The sequence below is a fragment of the Pseudoclavibacter sp. 8L genome (genome assembly GCF_902506465.1).
Taxonomy (GTDB): Bacteria; Actinomycetota; Actinomycetes; order Actinomycetales; family Microbacteriaceae; genus Pseudoclavibacter.
This window is the reverse complement of sequence record NZ_LR733196.1, coordinates 1-15,831: the sequence shown is the minus strand read 5'-3', so window position 1 is coordinate 15,831 and position 15,831 is coordinate 1. Positions and strand designations below refer to the sequence as shown.

General features: G+C 65.6%; 19 protein-coding genes. 18 read left to right on the top strand and 1 reads right to left on the bottom strand.

Translation table 11 applies throughout. From position 1 onward, the window contains the following. Positions 1-78 precede the first annotated feature (78 nt). From GV007_RS16840 to GV007_RS16800, 9 genes are all read left to right on the top strand, one after another. Entirely contained in the window at positions 79-645 is a 567-nt protein-coding gene (locus GV007_RS16840; protein ID WP_201297760.1) for a carboxymuconolactone decarboxylase family protein, read from the top strand. Beyond that, positions 638-1,438 (top strand): SDR family NAD(P)-dependent oxidoreductase, encoded by an 801-nt coding sequence (locus tag GV007_RS16835; protein WP_160074662.1) that lies wholly within the window; start codon positions 638-640, stop codon positions 1,436-1,438. The genes GV007_RS16840 and GV007_RS16835 overlap by 8 nt, the downstream gene beginning before the upstream one ends. 21 nt (positions 1,439-1,459) lie before the next feature. Beyond that, the gene (locus tag GV007_RS16830; RefSeq protein ID WP_160074660.1) at positions 1,460-2,458 is read left to right on the top strand and encodes a Bug family tripartite tricarboxylate transporter substrate binding protein; all 999 of its coding nucleotides are present in this window, start codon (positions 1,460-1,462) and stop codon (positions 2,456-2,458) included. Then, positions 2,455-2,961, top strand: coding sequence for a tripartite tricarboxylate transporter TctB family protein (locus tag GV007_RS16825; protein WP_160074658.1), 507 nt, complete (start codon positions 2,455-2,457; stop codon positions 2,959-2,961). Before GV007_RS16830 ends, GV007_RS16825 begins: the two co-directional genes overlap by 4 nt. Before the next feature lie 22 nt (positions 2,962-2,983). Next, entirely contained in the window at positions 2,984-4,543 is a 1,560-nt protein-coding gene (locus GV007_RS16820) for a tripartite tricarboxylate transporter permease (RefSeq protein ID WP_160074656.1), read from the top strand. Positions 4,544-4,592: 49 nt separating this feature from the next. Continuing rightward, a complete protein-coding gene (locus GV007_RS16815; protein ID WP_160074654.1) occupies positions 4,593-5,759 on the top strand; it encodes an MFS transporter in 1,167 nt (388 codons plus the stop codon). A gap of 103 nt (positions 5,760-5,862) precedes the next feature. Beyond that, positions 5,863-6,606, top strand: a complete 744-nt coding sequence (locus GV007_RS16810; RefSeq protein WP_160074652.1) for a 3-oxoacid CoA-transferase subunit A — start codon at positions 5,863-5,865, stop codon at positions 6,604-6,606. After that, positions 6,603-7,274 (top strand): 3-oxoacid CoA-transferase subunit B, encoded by a 672-nt coding sequence (locus GV007_RS16805; RefSeq protein ID WP_160074651.1) that lies wholly within the window; start codon positions 6,603-6,605, stop codon positions 7,272-7,274. The genes GV007_RS16810 and GV007_RS16805 overlap by 4 nt, the downstream gene beginning before the upstream one ends. Beyond that, positions 7,271-8,437: a thiolase family protein gene (locus tag GV007_RS16800; protein WP_160074649.1), complete on the top strand. Its 1,167-nt coding sequence runs from the start codon at positions 7,271-7,273 to the stop codon at positions 8,435-8,437. The genes GV007_RS16805 and GV007_RS16800 overlap by 4 nt, the downstream gene beginning before the upstream one ends. A 4-nt stretch (positions 8,438-8,441) precedes the next feature. Here the strand turns inward: GV007_RS16800 and GV007_RS16795 are convergent, their stop codons facing one another. Beyond that, a complete protein-coding gene (locus GV007_RS16795) occupies positions 8,442-8,582 on the bottom strand; it encodes a TetR family transcriptional regulator C-terminal domain-containing protein (protein ID WP_268893497.1) in 141 nt (46 codons plus the stop codon). A 599-nt stretch (positions 8,583-9,181) separates the two neighbouring features. On the opposite strand from GV007_RS16795, the gene GV007_RS16790 reads away from it, so the two are divergent. The 9 genes from GV007_RS16790 to GV007_RS16750 all read left to right on the top strand — a co-directional run bounded on the left by GV007_RS16790 (position 9,182) and on the right by GV007_RS16750 (position 15,703). After that, the gene (locus GV007_RS16790; RefSeq protein ID WP_228496687.1) at positions 9,182-9,529 is read left to right on the top strand and encodes a GntR family transcriptional regulator; all 348 of its coding nucleotides are present in this window, start codon (positions 9,182-9,184) and stop codon (positions 9,527-9,529) included. Next, positions 9,522-10,370, top strand: coding sequence for an ABC transporter ATP-binding protein (locus GV007_RS16785; RefSeq protein WP_160074645.1), 849 nt, complete (start codon positions 9,522-9,524; stop codon positions 10,368-10,370). The genes GV007_RS16790 and GV007_RS16785 overlap by 8 nt, the downstream gene beginning before the upstream one ends. Continuing rightward, entirely contained in the window at positions 10,367-11,005 is a 639-nt protein-coding gene (locus GV007_RS16780; RefSeq protein ID WP_160074643.1) for an ABC-2 transporter permease, read from the top strand. Before GV007_RS16785 ends, GV007_RS16780 begins: the two co-directional genes overlap by 4 nt. Positions 11,006-11,084: 79 nt before the next feature. After that, the gene (locus GV007_RS16775; RefSeq protein WP_104239880.1) at positions 11,085-11,477 is read left to right on the top strand and encodes a PadR family transcriptional regulator; all 393 of its coding nucleotides are present in this window, start codon (positions 11,085-11,087) and stop codon (positions 11,475-11,477) included. Then, a complete protein-coding gene (locus GV007_RS16770) occupies positions 11,474-12,013 on the top strand; it encodes an HAAS signaling domain-containing protein (RefSeq protein ID WP_160074641.1) in 540 nt (179 codons plus the stop codon). The genes GV007_RS16775 and GV007_RS16770 overlap by 4 nt, the downstream gene beginning before the upstream one ends. Positions 12,014-12,097: 84 nt before the next feature. Next, a complete protein-coding gene (locus GV007_RS16765; protein WP_160074639.1) occupies positions 12,098-12,601 on the top strand; it encodes a hypothetical protein in 504 nt (167 codons plus the stop codon). 172 nt (positions 12,602-12,773) lie between these two features. Continuing rightward, on the top strand, positions 12,774-13,742 hold the full coding sequence (locus GV007_RS16760) for an Abi family protein (protein ID WP_236558597.1): 969 nt from the start codon (positions 12,774-12,776) through the stop codon (positions 13,740-13,742). Between the two features lie 125 nt (positions 13,743-13,867). Beyond that, positions 13,868-14,419: a GNAT family N-acetyltransferase gene (locus GV007_RS16755; protein ID WP_160074637.1), complete on the top strand. Its 552-nt coding sequence runs from the start codon at positions 13,868-13,870 to the stop codon at positions 14,417-14,419. A 171-nt stretch (positions 14,420-14,590) separates the two neighbouring features. Continuing rightward, positions 14,591-15,703 carry a fatty acid desaturase family protein gene (locus tag GV007_RS16750; RefSeq protein ID WP_236558596.1) on the top strand — a complete coding sequence of 371 codons (1,113 nt, stop codon included), beginning with the start codon at positions 14,591-14,593 and terminating at the stop codon, positions 15,701-15,703. The last annotated feature ends 128 nt before the right edge of the window (positions 15,704-15,831 follow it).

The following is a 15,831-nucleotide window of genomic DNA, read 5'->3' as shown; positions in this document are numbered from 1 at the left end:
CCGCCACCGAGCCGATTCTGGGATCGGCTTGACGTGGCGCTTTGCCGTGCCTAAATTGTATGGCGTACACACGTACGCATGGCGGTCAGAGAGGACAGCATGGCAAGGATGCCGTATGTAAGCGACGTATCGGACGTCGATGACGAGATTCGCCAGCGACGAGGCGGCACCCTCCGCCCACTGGACCGGATGCTGCTGCACAGTCCCCCGTTCGCGAAGGGGTGGAATTCCTTCCTGGGTGCAGTGCGGGAACGAGGAACGCTCGATGGCGGGCTCCGTGAGCTGGTCATCCTCCGAGTTGCCGTGCTCAACGACTGCGCGTACGAATGGGACGCTCACGAACCGGTCGCGCGCCGCGAAGGCCTCTCCGACCAGAGCATTCAGCTGGTGCGCCTGCCAGACGCGCCGAGTTCGCTCACTGGCCTCGAGTCGAAGATCTGCACGTATGTCGACCAGATGACTCGCGACGTCGTCGTCGATGACAACCTCTTCGACGAGCTTCTCGATGAACTCGGCGAACGAACCATGATCGAGCTCACCGTCACCTCCGCTGCGTACAACATGGTGTCCCGCTTCCTCGTCGCGACAGATGTCGGCGAAACCAGGACGGCAGCGCCCAATCGAAAGGAACTCTGCAATGACTGATCGCCTCAAGGGAAAAGTTGTCCTCGTCATGGGCGCCGGGTCCGTCGGAGACGGCTGGGGCAACGGCCGCGCGACAGCGTTCGTCTGTGCCCGAGAAGGTGCCACGGTCGTCGGCGTCGACCGCTCCCCGGAAGCGCTCGCCGGGACCGCGGAAGTCCTGGAAGGCGCCGGCTATTCGATGTCCTCGGTGACCGGCGATGTGACCTCCGACGAGTCCGTTGCCAAGATCGTGGCGACCACGGTGGCCGAGCACGGCCGGATCGACGTCTTGATCAACAATGTCGGCGGTTCCGCCCACGGCGGTGCAACAGAGCTCTCGCCGGAAGCCTGGCAGCGCCAGATCGACCTCAACCTGACCAGCGTGTACCTCGCCCTCCGCCACGTGGTCCCCGTGATGAAGGAGAACGGCGGCGGCTCCATCATCAATACCGCTTCCACGTCAGGAGTGCGCTTCACCGGCTCTCCCCAGATCGCCTACGCCGCTTCGAAGGCCGCAGTCATTCAGGTCTCCAAAGTGAGTGCGGTGGAATTCGCTCCCTTCGGGATCCGAGTCAACACTGTCGTGCCCGGCCAGCTGCACACCCCCATGGTCGAGGCTCGCCTGGCCGGACAGCGAGCGGGGGGAGACGTCGACGCGCTGCTGCGGCAGCGCGCCGCCCGCACTCCCCTCCAGGTGTCCGGCGACGGCCGTGACACTGCGCACGCCGCCCTCTTCCTCGCCTCAGACGAAGCCAGGTTCATCACCGGCTCCGAAATCACCGTCGACGGCGGCATGTCCGTCCGTTGCAACTGACATCAAGAAAGTGACATCACCATGACCACTCCCCTCCTCCGTCGTGTCGGCAGCGTCGCCGCCGTGGCGGCGCTTGTCGGAACGCTTGCCGCTTGCTCATCGCAGAGCGAGCCGGGCGCGTACCCGGACGGGCCGATCACCTACGTCATCCCCTTCTCCCCCGGCGGATCCAGCGACCCGGTGGGGCGCGAGTTCGCGCGCATGCTCGGAGAAGAGCTCGGGTCGCGCGCCATCGTGGAAAATCTGCCAGGTGGCGACCAAGCCATCGGCATCGCCAACGTGCTCACCTCGGATTCCGACGGACAGACGCTCGGCCTCGCGACGACCAGCGGCCTGGTGGTGCAGCCCATCATCAACGACAACCTCGGGTACACGGGTCGCGACGACTACGACCCCCTCGTCAAGATGGTCACCGGGCCTTACGGGCTGTTCGTCCCGACCAGTTCTCCCTACGAGACGCTTGAAGACTTCATCTCCGCGGCCAAATCTCAGCCGGGTGAGCTTCGTGTGGGCACGACGGCACGGATCTCAGACAACTCCTTCGCACTCTTCACGCTCGAGGACGAAGCGGGCATCGAGACGACGATGGTCCCGTATCCCGGCGGTGCCGGCGAAGCTGTCCTTGGCGCCCTTGGCGGACAGATCGACGCGGTCGTGGCAACCGCATCCGGCCAGATGGGACTCGTCGAAGCCGGTGACCTTCGTCCACTCGCACACACCGGACCCACCGAGTACAACACCTTCCTCGACGGCACGCCCTCGTTCGAAGAGCTGGGCTACGACGTGCCCTTCGCGTCGCAGTTCATGACGATCGCGCCCCCTGGCCTCTCGGATGAGACCCGCCAGGCGATCACCGACGCCTCCCTTGCTGTCGTCAACAGCCCAGAGTGGATCGAGTGGTGCGAATCGCAGTCGATCCTTCCCGACAATCTCAATGGTGCAGAACTCGACGAGTTCCTCGACAAGGCCGACGAGGCGAGCGTTCGCGCCCTCGAACTCGCCGACAGCCGCGAAGGATGACCGTCACGAACGGCGGCGTCACCGAAGACACCGCCGCCGAGCACACGACACCGATCAACGTCGGCCGCTGGCGGGCGTACGCAGGCGGCTTCTGCTTCCTCCTCTTCGCGGGTTACCTTCTCGAAGCGACAACGCTTCCGACCGGCTCTGCGTCCTCCCCCGGCGCCGGCCTGTTCCCCCTGGTCGTGGGCATCGGCGGGCTCCTCGTCGCAGTTGTCGTCGTCATCGAGGGCCTCCGGAGCCGAGACGAGACCGAGACCCTCCCCAAGGGTCGCGAGCTTCGACATGTCCTCATGTTCGTCGGTACCCTCGTGCTTCTCGCGCTCGTCCTGCCGGTCCTTGGCCTCTACATCGCAGCTCCGCTCTATGCCGGAAGCATCGCGGCGCTGCTGACTGCCGGCAAGAGATGGCGCGCAGCGCTGATCGGCGCGGTCGTCGGGCTCGCCATCTCCGCGCTCTTCATCGAGGTGCTCGAGGTCCAACTGCCTCGCGGCATCTTCTGATCTCGAATCACTAGGAACAGCCATGAATCCCATCGAAGGCCTCATCTACGGCCTCGGCATGAGCCTCACCCCCGAGATCCTCATCGCGGCGGTCGTCGCAGCCCTGGTCGGCACACTCATCGGTGTGCTTCCCGGGCTCGGACCGGTCGCGGGAGCCTCCCTCGTCCTCCCCCTCACCTTCGTCTACGAACCAGCCATCGGCATCATCTTGATCGCTGGCATCTACATCGGAGCCCAATACGGCGGCTCTACGACCTCGATCCTGTTGAACATTCCTGGGGAAGCCTCCGCCATCCCCGCGACGTTCGACGGCTACCCGATGACGAAGAAAGGCCGCGCGGGCGCAGCACTCGTCATCGTGGCCGTCGGCGCCTTCATCGCCAGCACGATCGCGCTCGCTCTCCTGCTGCTGAGTGCTCCATTCGTGACCGGACTCGCTATCAGCTTCGGACCACCCGAGTACTTCGCGCTTACTGCCGGTGGCCTGTTCCTGCTTGCCCGTATCTCCGGCGCACGTGCCGGAGCTGGCATCGGAGTAAGTCTTCTCCCGATGCTGATCGGACTCGCCATGGCGACCGTTGGAACGGAGCCGACGCAGAACGTGCAGCGGTTCACGTTCGGCAGCCTGGACCTCACGCTTGGGCTCCAACTCGCCCCAGTTGCGGTCGGGCTCTACGGGATCTCCGAGATCATGATCATGCTCGAGGAACGCATCCGCGGACCGAAGGTGCCGAAGGTGCGCATCAAGGAGCTCGTCCCATCCCGCGCAGAGTGGCGGGAGTCGCTGGCTCCATGGGGCCGAGGATCCATCCTCGGATTCGTGTTCGGACTGCTCCCTATCCCCTCCGCCACGATGTCTGCCTTCGCCTCCTACCGCATGGAGCAGGCCATCTCGAAGCACCCGGAACGCTTCGGCAAGGGCGCTGTACCGGGGCTCGCAGGACCAGAGGCGGCCAACGCGGCTGCTGCCGTCGGGAGCATGGTGCCAGTCCTCATGCTCGGCCTCCCCTTCTCGGCCACCCTCGCCCTCGCCGTCTCGGCGATGACGGTGCAAGGCATCCAACCGGGACCACTCCTCATGGAGCAGCACCCGGACATCTTCTGGACCGTCATCGCGGCTCTGCTCATCGCCAACGTCGCCCTGCTCATCCTGAACGTCCCCCTAGCTGGAGTGTGGGTGCGCGTACTGCAGACGCCTCGGCACATCCTCGTGCCGGTCATCGTGATCCTTGCCATGATCGGTTCCTACAGCCTCAACGGCAACATGCTCGACGTCTACGTCATGGTCGCGATGGGACTCGTCGGGTACGTGATGCGGAAGATGGGATTCGGCCTCGCCGCGCTCCTCGTCGGCCTTGTCCTCGGACCCCTCATCGAGAAGTACTTCATCCAAGGAATGCTGATCAGCGGTGGCGCGACCTCGTACTTCGTGTCGACCCCCGTCTCCGCGATCGTCTGGGGCCTCGTGGTCTTCTTCACCGTCTTCTCGGGGATCCAGGCCATCCGGGGAGCCCGCAAGGCTCGCAGGGATCGTGCCGAGCTGAGCGCGACCACCGCGCGCGACCACGAACCCGTGGCTTGACACAGGGAGTCTCTGCGCGCGTGCACGCGCCGGGCGAGGGCAGCAGGACGTGAGCAAACGCGCGTTCTGGGCTGTCCTCGCCCATTGCCTTGTGGTCCACGTCCTGGTCTTCCTCATCCGCCCGGCGATCACCTACCAAGCCCTCGACCTGGGAGTTCCCGTCTCCAGGGTCGGCCTCATCGCCGCGAGTTTCGCTCTTCTTCCCCTGCTCCTGGCGATCCCAACCGGTGCTTGGACGGACCGCATCGGCACCAGGGCCATGATGTTCTGGGGCGGCGCGGTCGTTGTGGTCGCGAGCGCGATCCTCATCCTCGGCAACGGTTCGCTCGCGGGTCTTCTCGCAGGCAGCACCCTCCTCGGCGCCGGCCACCTGGCCTGCATGGTCGGCCAACAGGCTGCCGTCGGCGGCGGATCGACGGGCCGCGGCCTGGATTCGAACTTCGGCCGGTACAGTCTCTTCGCCTCGCTGGGGCAGGCTGTTGGCCCGGCCCTGCTTCCGGTTCTCGGCGGATCCTCCGTAGTACCCGACACCGCTCCCATGTTCATTGCGGGGGCAGGCGCGAGCGTTGTGCTCGTCGCCATCGCACCGTTCACCCCCAAGCCCGCAACGTCAGCATCGCGGCGCAGCGCGAGGGCCCGCCCAAAGCTCCCCCTCCGGGAGCTGTTCCGCATTCCAGGCGTGGCGAAGGCGATCATCACCAGCGCCCTCTTCATCGCCGCCGTGGACATCACCACCGTCTACATCCCCGCACTCGGCAACGAGTACGGGCTCTCTACCGCCGTCGTCGGCGGGCTGCTGGTGGCTCGGGCACTCTCATCCATGGCGGCACGATTCTTCATCGGGGCTGCTTCGGCGAAGTTCGGCCGTCTCACCGTCATCAGGGCGAGCGTCGTCATCGCCGCGATCTGCCTCCTCGCGCTCGCAGTTCCGATTCCACTCTGGCTCCTCTTCGCCACAGTGACGCTCCTCGGCGTCGGGCTCGGCTCCGGCCAACCGCTCACGCTCGCGTGGGTCACGCAGCAGACCCCCGCGGACCACCTCGGAAAGGCACTGTCGATCAGGCTCGCGGGAAACCGACTGAGCCAGGTCGCCATGCCAGCAGTGGTGGGGCTTGCAGCGGGAGCAGGTGCAGGCATCCCTCTCGCGGCTATCGGCCTGCTGCTCGCGTTGGCACTCGGACTCGTCCGCGACCCCAAGGACGGCCGTGCCTCGTGAGCGTGGTCACCACCCTCTATCGCTTGTGACAAGGGCTCGGGAGAACTAACCTGTACTCATCACGTACGTTTGTACGTATAGCGAACAAGCTCAAGGAGGAGTGATGATCGACAAGTCGATCGCGACGACGGACGAGGCGGTGTCAGCCGTGAATGACGGTGACACGGTCATGATCGGGGGATTCGGGATCGCCGGCCAGCCGGTCGAACTCATCAACGCCCTCATCACCCACGGCGCCCGAGATCTGACCATCGTCAACAACAACGCGGGCAACGGCGACACCGGCCTCGCCGCGCTGCTGGCGAAGCGACTCGTTCGCAAGGTGATCTGCTCCTTCCCACGCCAGCATGACTCCTGGGTCTTCGACGAGCTCTACCGGAACGGTGAGATCGAACTCGAGCTCGTGCCCCAAGGAAATCTCGCGGAGCGGATCCGAGCTGCAGGTGCGGGGATCGGCGCGTTCTACTCCCCCACTGGGGTCGGCACCGAACTCGCCGCCGGCAAGGAGATCCGGAACTTCAACGGTCGCGACTACGCGCTCGAGCTCCCGATCTCGGCGGATGTCGCCCTGATCAGCGCGCTCTCCGCTGACCGATGGGGCAATCTCGTCTACCGCAAGACAGCACGCAACTTCGGCCCGATCATGGCCAGCGCCGCCACCCTGACCATCGCGCAGGTCGACTCCATCGTCCCGCTCGGGGATCTCGACCCCGAGGCGATCGTCACGTCCGGCATCCACGTCGACCATGTGGTCGAGGTCGGCGAACGGAGCTGGGTGAACGACGGGGTCTTCATCGGCGGTACCGACCTGAACGGCGTCCGACTCACCGCAACGGAGGCAGCATGACCACTCGCATCTCGCGCCAGGAGCTCGCGGCGCGCATTGCCAGCGACATTCCGGAAGGAGCCGTCGTGAACCTCGGTATAGGTGCCCCCACTCTCGTCGCCGATGCCTTGCCGCAGGACAAGGAGATCATTCTCCACACGGAGAACGGCATGCTCGGCATGGGCCCTGCCCCCGCCGCCGACCACATCGACCCCGACCTCATCAACGCCGGCAAGCAGGCGGTGACCGCCCTGCCCGGCAGCTCGTACTTCCACCACGCGGATTCCTTCGCCATGATGCGAGGCGGCCACCTCGACGTCTGCGTGCTCGGCGCCTTCCAGGTGTCAGAACGCGGCGACCTCGCCAACTGGTCGACGGGAAAACCCGGTGCGATTCCCGCCGTCGGTGGCGCCATGGACCTCGCGATCGGGGCGAAGTCGGTCTACGTCATGTCGGACCTGCTGGCACGGGACGGCAGCTCGAAGCTCGTCTCCAGTTGCACCTACCCGGTCACCGGAGTCGCCTGCGTGACCAGGATCTACACAGACCACGCGATCTTCGACGTGACACCCGACGGCCTCACCGTTCGAGAGGCGTTCGGGGACAACACCGTCACGCAGCTGGAAGAGCTCACCGGATTGCGCTTCACCCATCACGAGTCACCCACCGACCAGGAGTCAGCCACATGACCGCAAGCTTCGTCTACGACGCAGTCCGCACCCCGTTCGGCCGCCACGGACGGGGCCTCGCCGACGTCCGTGCCGACGACCTCGCAGCCGTGGTCATGGCCGCAACCGTCAAGCGAACCGACATCGACCCCGCACGTATCGACGACGTGATCTTCGGCGACGCGAATCAGGCCGGTGAAGACAATCGCGACGTGGCGCGGTTCGGGGCGCTCCTTGCCGGCTTCCCGACGACCGTGACCGGGACCACCGTGAACCGTCTCTGCGGCTCATCGCTCGACGCAGTGTTCCACGGCTCCCGCGCCATCGAGTCGGGCGACGCTGAGCTCATCCTCGCGGGCGGAGTCGAATCCATGACCCGCGCCCCGTTTGTCGTCGAGAAAGCGCCACGACCGTTCTCCATGGCCAACCAGACGCTCTGGAACACGGCAATCGGCTGGCGCATGGTCAACCCCCGCCTCCCTGATGACTGGACCATCTCCAACGGCGAGAGTGCCGAGAAACTCGCGTCGCTCTACAGCATCAGCCGTGAGGAGCAGGATGAGTTCGCTGCGCGGAGCCACCGGCTCGCGTCGGAGGCCTGGCGTGATGGCGTGTTCCAGAACGAGATCGTCCAAGTCCCAGAGCACCACCTGGTCCGCGACGAGAGCATCCGCGACGAATCGACGGCGCAAGTGCTCGCTACCCTAAGACCCGCTTTCTCGCGAGACGGATCCGTGACAGCGGGGAACTCCTCCCCCATCAGCGATGGAGCCTCTGCGGTGCTCATCGGCCGCGAAGGCGCCCTAGACACTGAACCCCTCGCCCGCATAGCCGGCAGGGGAACGTTCGGGAACGACCCGGACGTCTTCGGCGTCGCTCCCGTCGAGGCGGCGAACCGAGCTCTGAAGCGCGCCGGCCGCGCATGGAGTGACGTCGACTTCGTCGAGCTCAACGAAGCCTTCGCAGCCCAATCGCTCGCCTGCCTTCGCCTCTGGGCTGACCTCGATCCCGAGATCGTCAATCGACACGGCGGCGCACTCGCCCTCGGACACCCCCTAGGCGCTTCCGGCGGACGCATCGTAGGACGCGCAGCACACGAGCTCGCACGCCGCGGACGTGGAGTGGCCGTCGTCGCCATCTGCATCGGAGTCGGCCAGGGTCTCGCCCTCGTCCTCGAACGCTGACCAGCTAGACGAACAGCCTGTCGATCGCCGCCTCGAGTCCCTGCGTCGGGCCGATCGATGGGTCGATGAGCCATTGAAGATTGAGCCCGTCGGCGAGCGCCATCAGATCCGAGGCCGTCGCATCCGGGTCCACGTCTGCGCGGATTCTCCCCTCCTACCTTCACGCAGTTCGTCATCGGCGCCGTCCTCATCGCTGCTGAGCGTGGCCTCTACCTCGCGATCGGGTGACGGTGACGGTGACGGTACTGTCCGACAAGAAGAAGGCGGCCAACTACCTGGGACTCATGCAAATCGCCACCAGTGGCCCGCAGATGCTCGCACCTGCCGTAGCGCCGCTGTTTTTCGCCATCGGCGCAGTCGGAACCAACTACGTCGCAGGCTTTCTCATCGCCGGAGCGGTCGCCCTCCTGGGTGCACTAGCTGTACTCCCCATCCGAGCGACTCGCTAGCCACGGGTCTCCCGAAACGGGGATACTCCTCGCTCGTCACAATCAGCGAAGCGCCAGACAGGAACCCCTGCCTGGCGCTTCGTCACACCACCTGCGCACATCCAGGACATTCGAGTCGATCCGAGCCAGAGAGAACACCGGTCCCTCATCCATAGGGCGGAGCGCAGAGGGCAGAGGCTTGCCGGTCTGTCATGCCGGAGACGGCGGGGTCTAGAATGAGAACTGTTCTGGTGTTATGGTGTTTATGTACAGTGGAGTTCGCATGCGGAAAGTACTGATTTCAACGAGCGCCTCGTTGCCCATCTACGAACAGATCAAGACGCAGGTACGGTCGGCGATCCTGTCCGGAGATGCCGCGGCAGGCGAGACGTTGCCTTCACTGCGCCAGTTGGCGGCAGACCTCCGAGTGAGTGTCATCACCGTGACTCGCGCGTACAACGACCTCGTCCACGAGGGCCTGGTCCGCAACGAGCACGGCCGCGGATTCGTCGTGCTGGAGGTCGACCCCACGATCGCCTCCGGAGCCCTGGAGGAACGAGTCGCCGCCGCACTGCACGAGCTGCTCATCGCAGCTCGAAGCGCCCACATCGACATCGACGAAATGCACCGACGCCTTGATGAGGCTTGGAGGAACAATGACTGACGACGCAGCGCAGATCTCAGACCTGCGCATCACTCGACCCGACTTCACGGTCGAGGACATCTCATTCAGCATCCCGCGCGGTTCCGTGGTCGGGCTCGTCGGCCCGAACGGAGCCGGAAAGACCACCATCATCCGCTCCCTACTCGGCCTGATCGCCCCTGACGCGGGACGCATCGAGGTCTTCGGGGGCCCAGCTGGAGCGAGCACGGCCCTCGCAAAGACGGGCATCGTCCTCGACCGGCCGACAGCCGCCGAGGACTGGCGCGTGACGTCGCTCGGCAGAAGGCTCGCACCGTTCTACCCGAGGTGGGATCATGCTCGCTTCGCGCAGCTGCTCGACCGGTTCAGCATCCCCGAGAAGCGACGAGTCGGCGAGCTCTCCCGCGGCCAGGGCGTGAAGCTCGCGCTCTCGTGCGCCCTCGCACAGCAGCCGGAGCTCCTCATCCTCGACGAGCCCTCAAGCGGACTCGATCCGGCATCGCGCCGGGAGATCACCGACGTGATCCGCGAGTTCATGGTCGACCCGCAGCACGCGGTGCTGTTCTCGACGCACATCACGACCGACCTCGACGAGCTCGCCGATGACCTCATCGTGCTCGTGGGCGGGCGCATCGCGCGCCGAGGCCCACTCCCCGACGTCAAGGAGAGCTACGCCATCGCGCGCGGCACAGGCATAGTGCCCGCGAGCGCACTCGGCCCCCAGCACACCGGCCAGGGGTGGTCCGCGCTCATCCGCGTCGACGACTCCCCACAGTACGGGCCCGAGGTCGTGATCGACGAGGCGACCATCGACGACATCATCATCCACCTGGCCGCCGCACACGAGGAGGCAACAGCATGACGCTCGCATTCACTCGATTCGACCTGATGTCCTGGGCCGTCAAGAAGCAGACGCTGCTGCTGCTCGCGTTCATCGCCCTGGTCGGCATCGTGCTCCCGCTACCGGGGATGGCGATCGCCGCATCCGCCCTCGTCACATCCCTGATCCTGTCCGCCCCGTTCCTGGGTGACGAACGCGATCGACTCGACACGCTGTACGGGGTGCTCCCGATCTCGCGGGGCGCAGTCGTCGTCGGGCGCGCGATCTCCGTGCTGCTCTACGGCCTCGCCGCGGTGGCCGTCGCGACAGCAGTGACCTTCGTCATGGCGTGGGTGCGCAACCGCGACCTCGCGCCCGAGCTGCTCCTCGTGAACTACGCGGCGGCGTTCGCGATCATCGGCCTGGCGGTCGGCGTGCAGCTCCCCGTGCTCTTCCGTGTCGGCTACACCCGTGGACGCTTCATGGTCTACGCCCCGGTGGCCGTCATCGCGGGCGGAGCTTGGGTGGGCCAGGCCACCGGCGTCCTCGGCGACGACACGTTCTCGACCCTGCCCCTCGAGGGAATCGTCGCGGCGTGCGCCGCCATCGGCATCATCGGCATCACCGTGGGCACCGGTCTCGCTGCACGCTTCTATCGGGCGCGCGAACTGCGCTGACCACGTTCCTGCGGTCCGGGGCGTCTGCATCAGACAACATGCTTTGCAATACCTTGCATTACAAAGTAAAGTGCAATGCATGACAACCTCAGTCGGTGCGCAACTCCGCAAGGGCGTCGTCGAGTACTGCGTACTCGGACTCCTCCAACAGGGGCCCATGTACGGGTGGCTGATCTCAGAACGACTGGTCTCCCTCGGGCTCATCGGCAGCATCGGAACGCTCTACCCGTTGATGACTCGACTGCGCGAGCGCGAGCTGATCGCCGCGCACGCCGACGACTCCGACTCGGCGCGACCCCGGAAGTACTACGCCATCACCAGTCAGGGACACGCCGAGCTGGAGCAGTTCAGGTCCCAGTGGGCGCCGTTCGCTTCCGCCGTGGAGGAAGTCACACAATCACGAACGACCACCACCACGACCGCGAGCGACAGCATCCGCTCACGCGACCAGACGGAAGCAGGAGACCGATGAAGCCTTTCGAATCGCAGAACGAAATCGCAGGCAGCTACCTGAAGGAGCTCCAAGCAGCGCTCCGCGACGGGGTGCCCCAGGTCCGGGACGAGGTGCTCAACGACATCGCGGACACGCTCCGCGGTCTCGACGCCGACGAGACTCGAGCCCGCATCCGGGAGCTCGGGGCGCCGAGCACGATCGCAGCCGACGCCATGGCGGAGACACCCTCGCTCGAAGCGCCCGGGCCGAGCCGCGCCTACCCGATCATCATGTCCATCGCCCTCATCGCCGGCTGGTACCTGGTGCCGGTGCTCGGCTGGGTGGCCGGACTCATCATGATCGGCGCGAGCCAGCACTGGTCGTCGCGGGTGCGCAGGAACGGCATCCTGGCGTCTGTCGCCGTGATCGCCGTCTCCACCATCGGCATCTTCGCGTTCCGCGGGACAGACGCGTGGGTCGTCGGCGTGGTCATCTTCGCTGTGCTGCCGCTCCTCGGCAACATCTTCGTCGCCGACTACCTCCGCCGCCGGTGGGCAGTGCCCAGCCAGCGGTAGAGCCCTTGCGCCGGCCCCAGGCCGTGCCAGCTCGACAGCTCCCCCCGGCGAGCCGTGACCCTCATCCTGCAGGAGAATGGCGGTATGCGCCCCCGTCGATTCACCCCAGCACTGCTGGTTCCCCTCGCGCTCGCAGCACTCGTTGGATGCTCGCCCACCGCACCAGCGGAACGGGAGCCGCCGAAGTTCGAGCTCTCCATCAACGAGGTGCGCGACGCCTCGAAGGAGGTCGCCGAGGGGATGATCGCGGAGTTCCCCGAAACGACCGGGCTCGTCGAAGCCGACCCCAACGTCTTCGCCTGCAGCGGCGAGGAACCCGGAATCGGCCGCTGGGTGTGGGCGACGACGTTCTCGTCCACTGACCTCGCGAGCACCATCACGGAACTTCAACAGGAGTACGGCGACGCCGTGACCTCCACAGGCACCGCGAGCGAGACCGTCGAGTATGCCGACGGCTCGACCTGGCCGGCGACAGGCGCACACACCCTGATCGAGGAAGAAACCGGCCCGTACCTCCTGAGCTACCCAGCAGGAGCCGAAGGCCAGGTCCTGCTTCGCGTGGTCACCGCCTGCGGCGTGGTGCGCTGAGCGCCCCACCATCGGGACGATTCGGAACCCACGGGTCTCACGAATCTGGGCGCTTGCGCCTCCCTGCCGTGTCCCTCAGACCCTGCCAAACCCTGCTAAGTTAGGGGCAATCGTTCAGCCCGCCCGGTCCACCGGTGTGGGCTGGATTTTTTTGTCCGAGAGGATGCCGAGCGTGTCACCTTCACCGAAGAAGTACCTCACGATCGGAGAGCAGGCTCAGCTCCTCGAGAGCCGGGGCATGGAGCTCGACGGCAACCCCGAGCAGTGGCTGAAGTCGACCAACTACTACCGGTTGAGCGGGTACTGGTACACGTCGCGTCGACTCGAGACAACCGCTGAGGGCGCGCCCTCACGATCCGATCAGTTCCGACCGGGGACCAAATTCTCAGAGGTTGCGGCACTGTACGAGTTTGACCGCAAACTTCGCTCTCTCGTGCATGTCGGGCTCGAGCGGGTCGAAGTAGCACTCCGCAGTCAGGTCAGCTACGTCCTCGGGCGCTACGGCCCCTTGTCCTACGAGGACAAGTCCTTGTTTCGGGATGCCTTCAACCACTCGTCGTGGGTCGACAAGACGCACGAACGGGTGAAGCGGGCGGCCCGCAGATCGATGTTCATCAACCATCACATGCAGAATCATGCTGGGGTGATTCCCATCTGGGTGCTCGTTGAGGTCCTCGACTTCTCGGACGTATCGATGCTCTATGACGGAATGCGCGCAACAGACCAGTTCGATGTGGCTGAAGGCATGGGTATTTGTCTCCGACTTGACCGGTTATCGCAGAGGCAACGCGGCAAAGCCGTCAAGCATCATCCGTTCGCCCGGTGGCTCGAGCAGCTGACGGTTGTTCGCAATATCTCTGCCCATCATGGACGCCTTTGGAACCGCTCCCTCGTCCCGGCTGCGACAGGGGCGATGAGGACGATCGAAGAATTGGAGAGCCTTCCTCCTGGACAGAGCGAAGATCTCTACGGAGCACTCGCGGTCATCGCGCAGATCTTGACAGCTGCCGCGCCCGACTCGAATTGGGCACTCAAGGTCGCGTCGGAAGTCGAGCGCGGGTTCGCGGCGCTGCCCGGGCGGGATGTCAGTGAGATGGGCTTTCCCGGCGATTGGCGCGATGTCGACGTCTGGAGGGCCTGAGAAGCGCACGGTCCGCGGTGGTTCGTTTGCGCAGGATTTCCTGGGTGGGCCACACCTATCTGGCCGGGCACGCTCGCGGAGCGTCCCCTCGGAACCGGTGACCCGATCAGCGATAGCGTGAGCGCATGACAGGCAGCATTCTGCGTTGGGCGACCGAAGCTGACGCGCGGGGAGTTGCCGTCGTACACGTCGACTCGTGGCGGGCGGCGTACGCGGGTCTCATCCCCTCGGAGGTGCTGGCTGCCCTGAGCGTCGAGCAGCGCACCGCCGGCTGGACGCGGTGGATCGCCGCCTCGCTGCGCGGTGATCCGACGGACCTCGACGCCGCGCGCCCGCATCGACTGCTCGTCGCCGAGGACGGGGAACGCATCGTCGGCTGGGCCGCGTTCGGGCCTGGGAGAGACCCCGACGAAGGGCACCGAGGGGAGCTGGGCGGCCTGTACGTGCATCCAGACCACTGGTCGACGGGGGTCGGCGCTTCGCTCATCCGTCGCGTCGAACAAGAACTCCGCACGGCCGGCCACGCGAACGCCTACGTGTGGGTGCTGTCGGGCAACGAGCGGGCGATCGGCTTCTACGAGCGACAGGGTTGGCATCCGGACGGCGCCAGCAAGATCGCGGACGAGGGCAGCGCTCGCGCGCTCGTCGAGCTCCGACACACGAGGCCGCTGACGTAGGACGCGCCTCGGACGGCGGCGCTGCCCCCGCAGCGAAGTCCACTGTCGGCGACAAGAAAGCCGCACCGGTTAGCTCTGCAATTGCCGTTCGACTACGATCCTTGCTCGGAATTGCCAGCCATGTCACGAGGGTCGCCTGACACCTCGTGCCGACCGAGCAAGGAGCCGGCCGTGCAGTCGCCCGAGTCAGAACTCACCCCAAGCAACTACGGCGCAGTCCGCCGGACGACCAAGGGAGAGAAGACTCCCCGGATCACGCAGAGCTATGGCGCAGTCTCGAAGGCGATCCGTGGGCAGGGACTCCTCGATCGCACGCTCGGGTTCTACGGCGCCCTCGCGGCAGGCCTTCTCGTCGCGCTCGCCGCTGCGATCGCCGGTTTCATCCTGCTCGGAGACAGCTGGTTCCAGCTGCTCATCGCTGCCGCCCTCGGGGTCATCTTCACGCAGTTCGCGTTCCTCGCTCACGAAGCCTCCCACCGCCAGGTCCTGACCTCGGGGCGGGCGAACGACCGGCTCGGTCGTTTCCTCGCGGCCGGCATCGTCGGGATGAGCTACAGCTGGTGGATGACGAAGCACACGCGTCATCACGCCAACCCCAACAAGAAGGGGAAGGATCCCGACATCGACTTCGACACGATCTCCTTCACGGAGGAGTCGGCGAGCGAGCAACGGGGCCTGCTGGCACTGATCACCCGCAAGCAGGGCTACCTGTTCTTCCCGCTGCTCACCTTCGAGGGCTACAACCTCCACTTCCGGTCCATCAAATCGCTCTTCTCCCGGGAGAAGATCACGGGTCGGTGGGTGGAGCTGACGATGATCGCGGTCCGCTTCGCGATCTACCTCGGCGCGATCTTCTGGATGCTCCCGTTTGGTCTCGCGGTCGCGTTCGTCGCCGTGCAGATGGCGGTCTTCGGGGTGTACATGGGGGCGTCGTTTGCGCCCAACCACAAGGGAATGCCGCTCATCCCCGCCGACGTGAAGCTCGATTTCTTCAGCAGGCAGGTCCTCACCTCCCGCAACGTGCGGGGCGGCTGGTGGGCCAGTGCGCTCATGGGCGGACTCAACTACCAGATCGAGCACCACCTCTTCCCGAGCATGCCGAGGCCGCACCTCGCCCGCGCTCGCGAGATCGTGCGCGCCTACTGTGAAGAGCAGGACGTGCCGTACACGGAGACCTCGCTCCTGGAGTCGTACCGCATCGTGATCGAGTACCTCAACCGGGTGGGGCTGCACGCTCGCGACCCGTTCGACTGCCCCGTCGCCGGCGACTTCCGACGCCGCTAGGTGTATTGACCTGGGACGTTGTGAACGTTTGATGGTTTGAGGGAAGCGAAAACCTCCGTGAGGATGTGGGTTACCACACTCGCATCGCAACACGGAGGTTTTCGTGACCCACGCTAACGCACCCCTGA

Excerpts from the sequence above, each read along its gene's own strand:
- GV007_RS16785 (WP_160074645.1), top strand. The coding sequence starts at position 9,522 with ATGACTGACGACGCAGCGCAGATCTCAGACCTGCGCATCACTCGACCC.
- GV007_RS16780 (WP_160074643.1), top strand. The coding sequence starts at position 10,367 with ATGACGCTCGCATTCACTCGATTCGACCTGATGTCCTGGGCCGTCAAG.
- GV007_RS16825 (WP_160074658.1), top strand. The coding sequence starts at position 2,455 with ATGACCGTCACGAACGGCGGCGTCACCGAAGACACCGCCGCCGAGCAC.
- GV007_RS16805 (WP_160074651.1), top strand. The coding sequence starts at position 6,603 with ATGACCACTCGCATCTCGCGCCAGGAGCTCGCGGCGCGCATTGCCAGC.
- GV007_RS16765 (WP_160074639.1), top strand. The coding sequence starts at position 12,098 with ATGCGCCCCCGTCGATTCACCCCAGCACTGCTGGTTCCCCTCGCGCTC.
- GV007_RS16800 (WP_160074649.1), top strand. The coding sequence starts at position 7,271 with ATGACCGCAAGCTTCGTCTACGACGCAGTCCGCACCCCGTTCGGCCGC.
- GV007_RS16810 (WP_160074652.1), top strand. The coding sequence starts at position 5,863 with ATGATCGACAAGTCGATCGCGACGACGGACGAGGCGGTGTCAGCCGTG.
- GV007_RS16770 (WP_160074641.1), top strand. The coding sequence starts at position 11,474 with ATGAAGCCTTTCGAATCGCAGAACGAAATCGCAGGCAGCTACCTGAAG.
- GV007_RS16820 (WP_160074656.1), top strand. The coding sequence starts at position 2,984 with ATGAATCCCATCGAAGGCCTCATCTACGGCCTCGGCATGAGCCTCACC.
- GV007_RS16835 (WP_160074662.1), top strand. The coding sequence starts at position 638 with ATGACTGATCGCCTCAAGGGAAAAGTTGTCCTCGTCATGGGCGCCGGG.
- GV007_RS16830 (WP_160074660.1), top strand. The coding sequence starts at position 1,460 with ATGACCACTCCCCTCCTCCGTCGTGTCGGCAGCGTCGCCGCCGTGGCG.
- GV007_RS16775 (WP_104239880.1), top strand. The coding sequence starts at position 11,085 with ATGACAACCTCAGTCGGTGCGCAACTCCGCAAGGGCGTCGTCGAGTAC.
- GV007_RS16840 (WP_201297760.1), top strand. The coding sequence starts at position 79 with ATGGCGGTCAGAGAGGACAGCATGGCAAGGATGCCGTATGTAAGCGAC.
- GV007_RS16755 (WP_160074637.1), top strand. The coding sequence starts at position 13,868 with ATGACAGGCAGCATTCTGCGTTGGGCGACCGAAGCTGACGCGCGGGGA.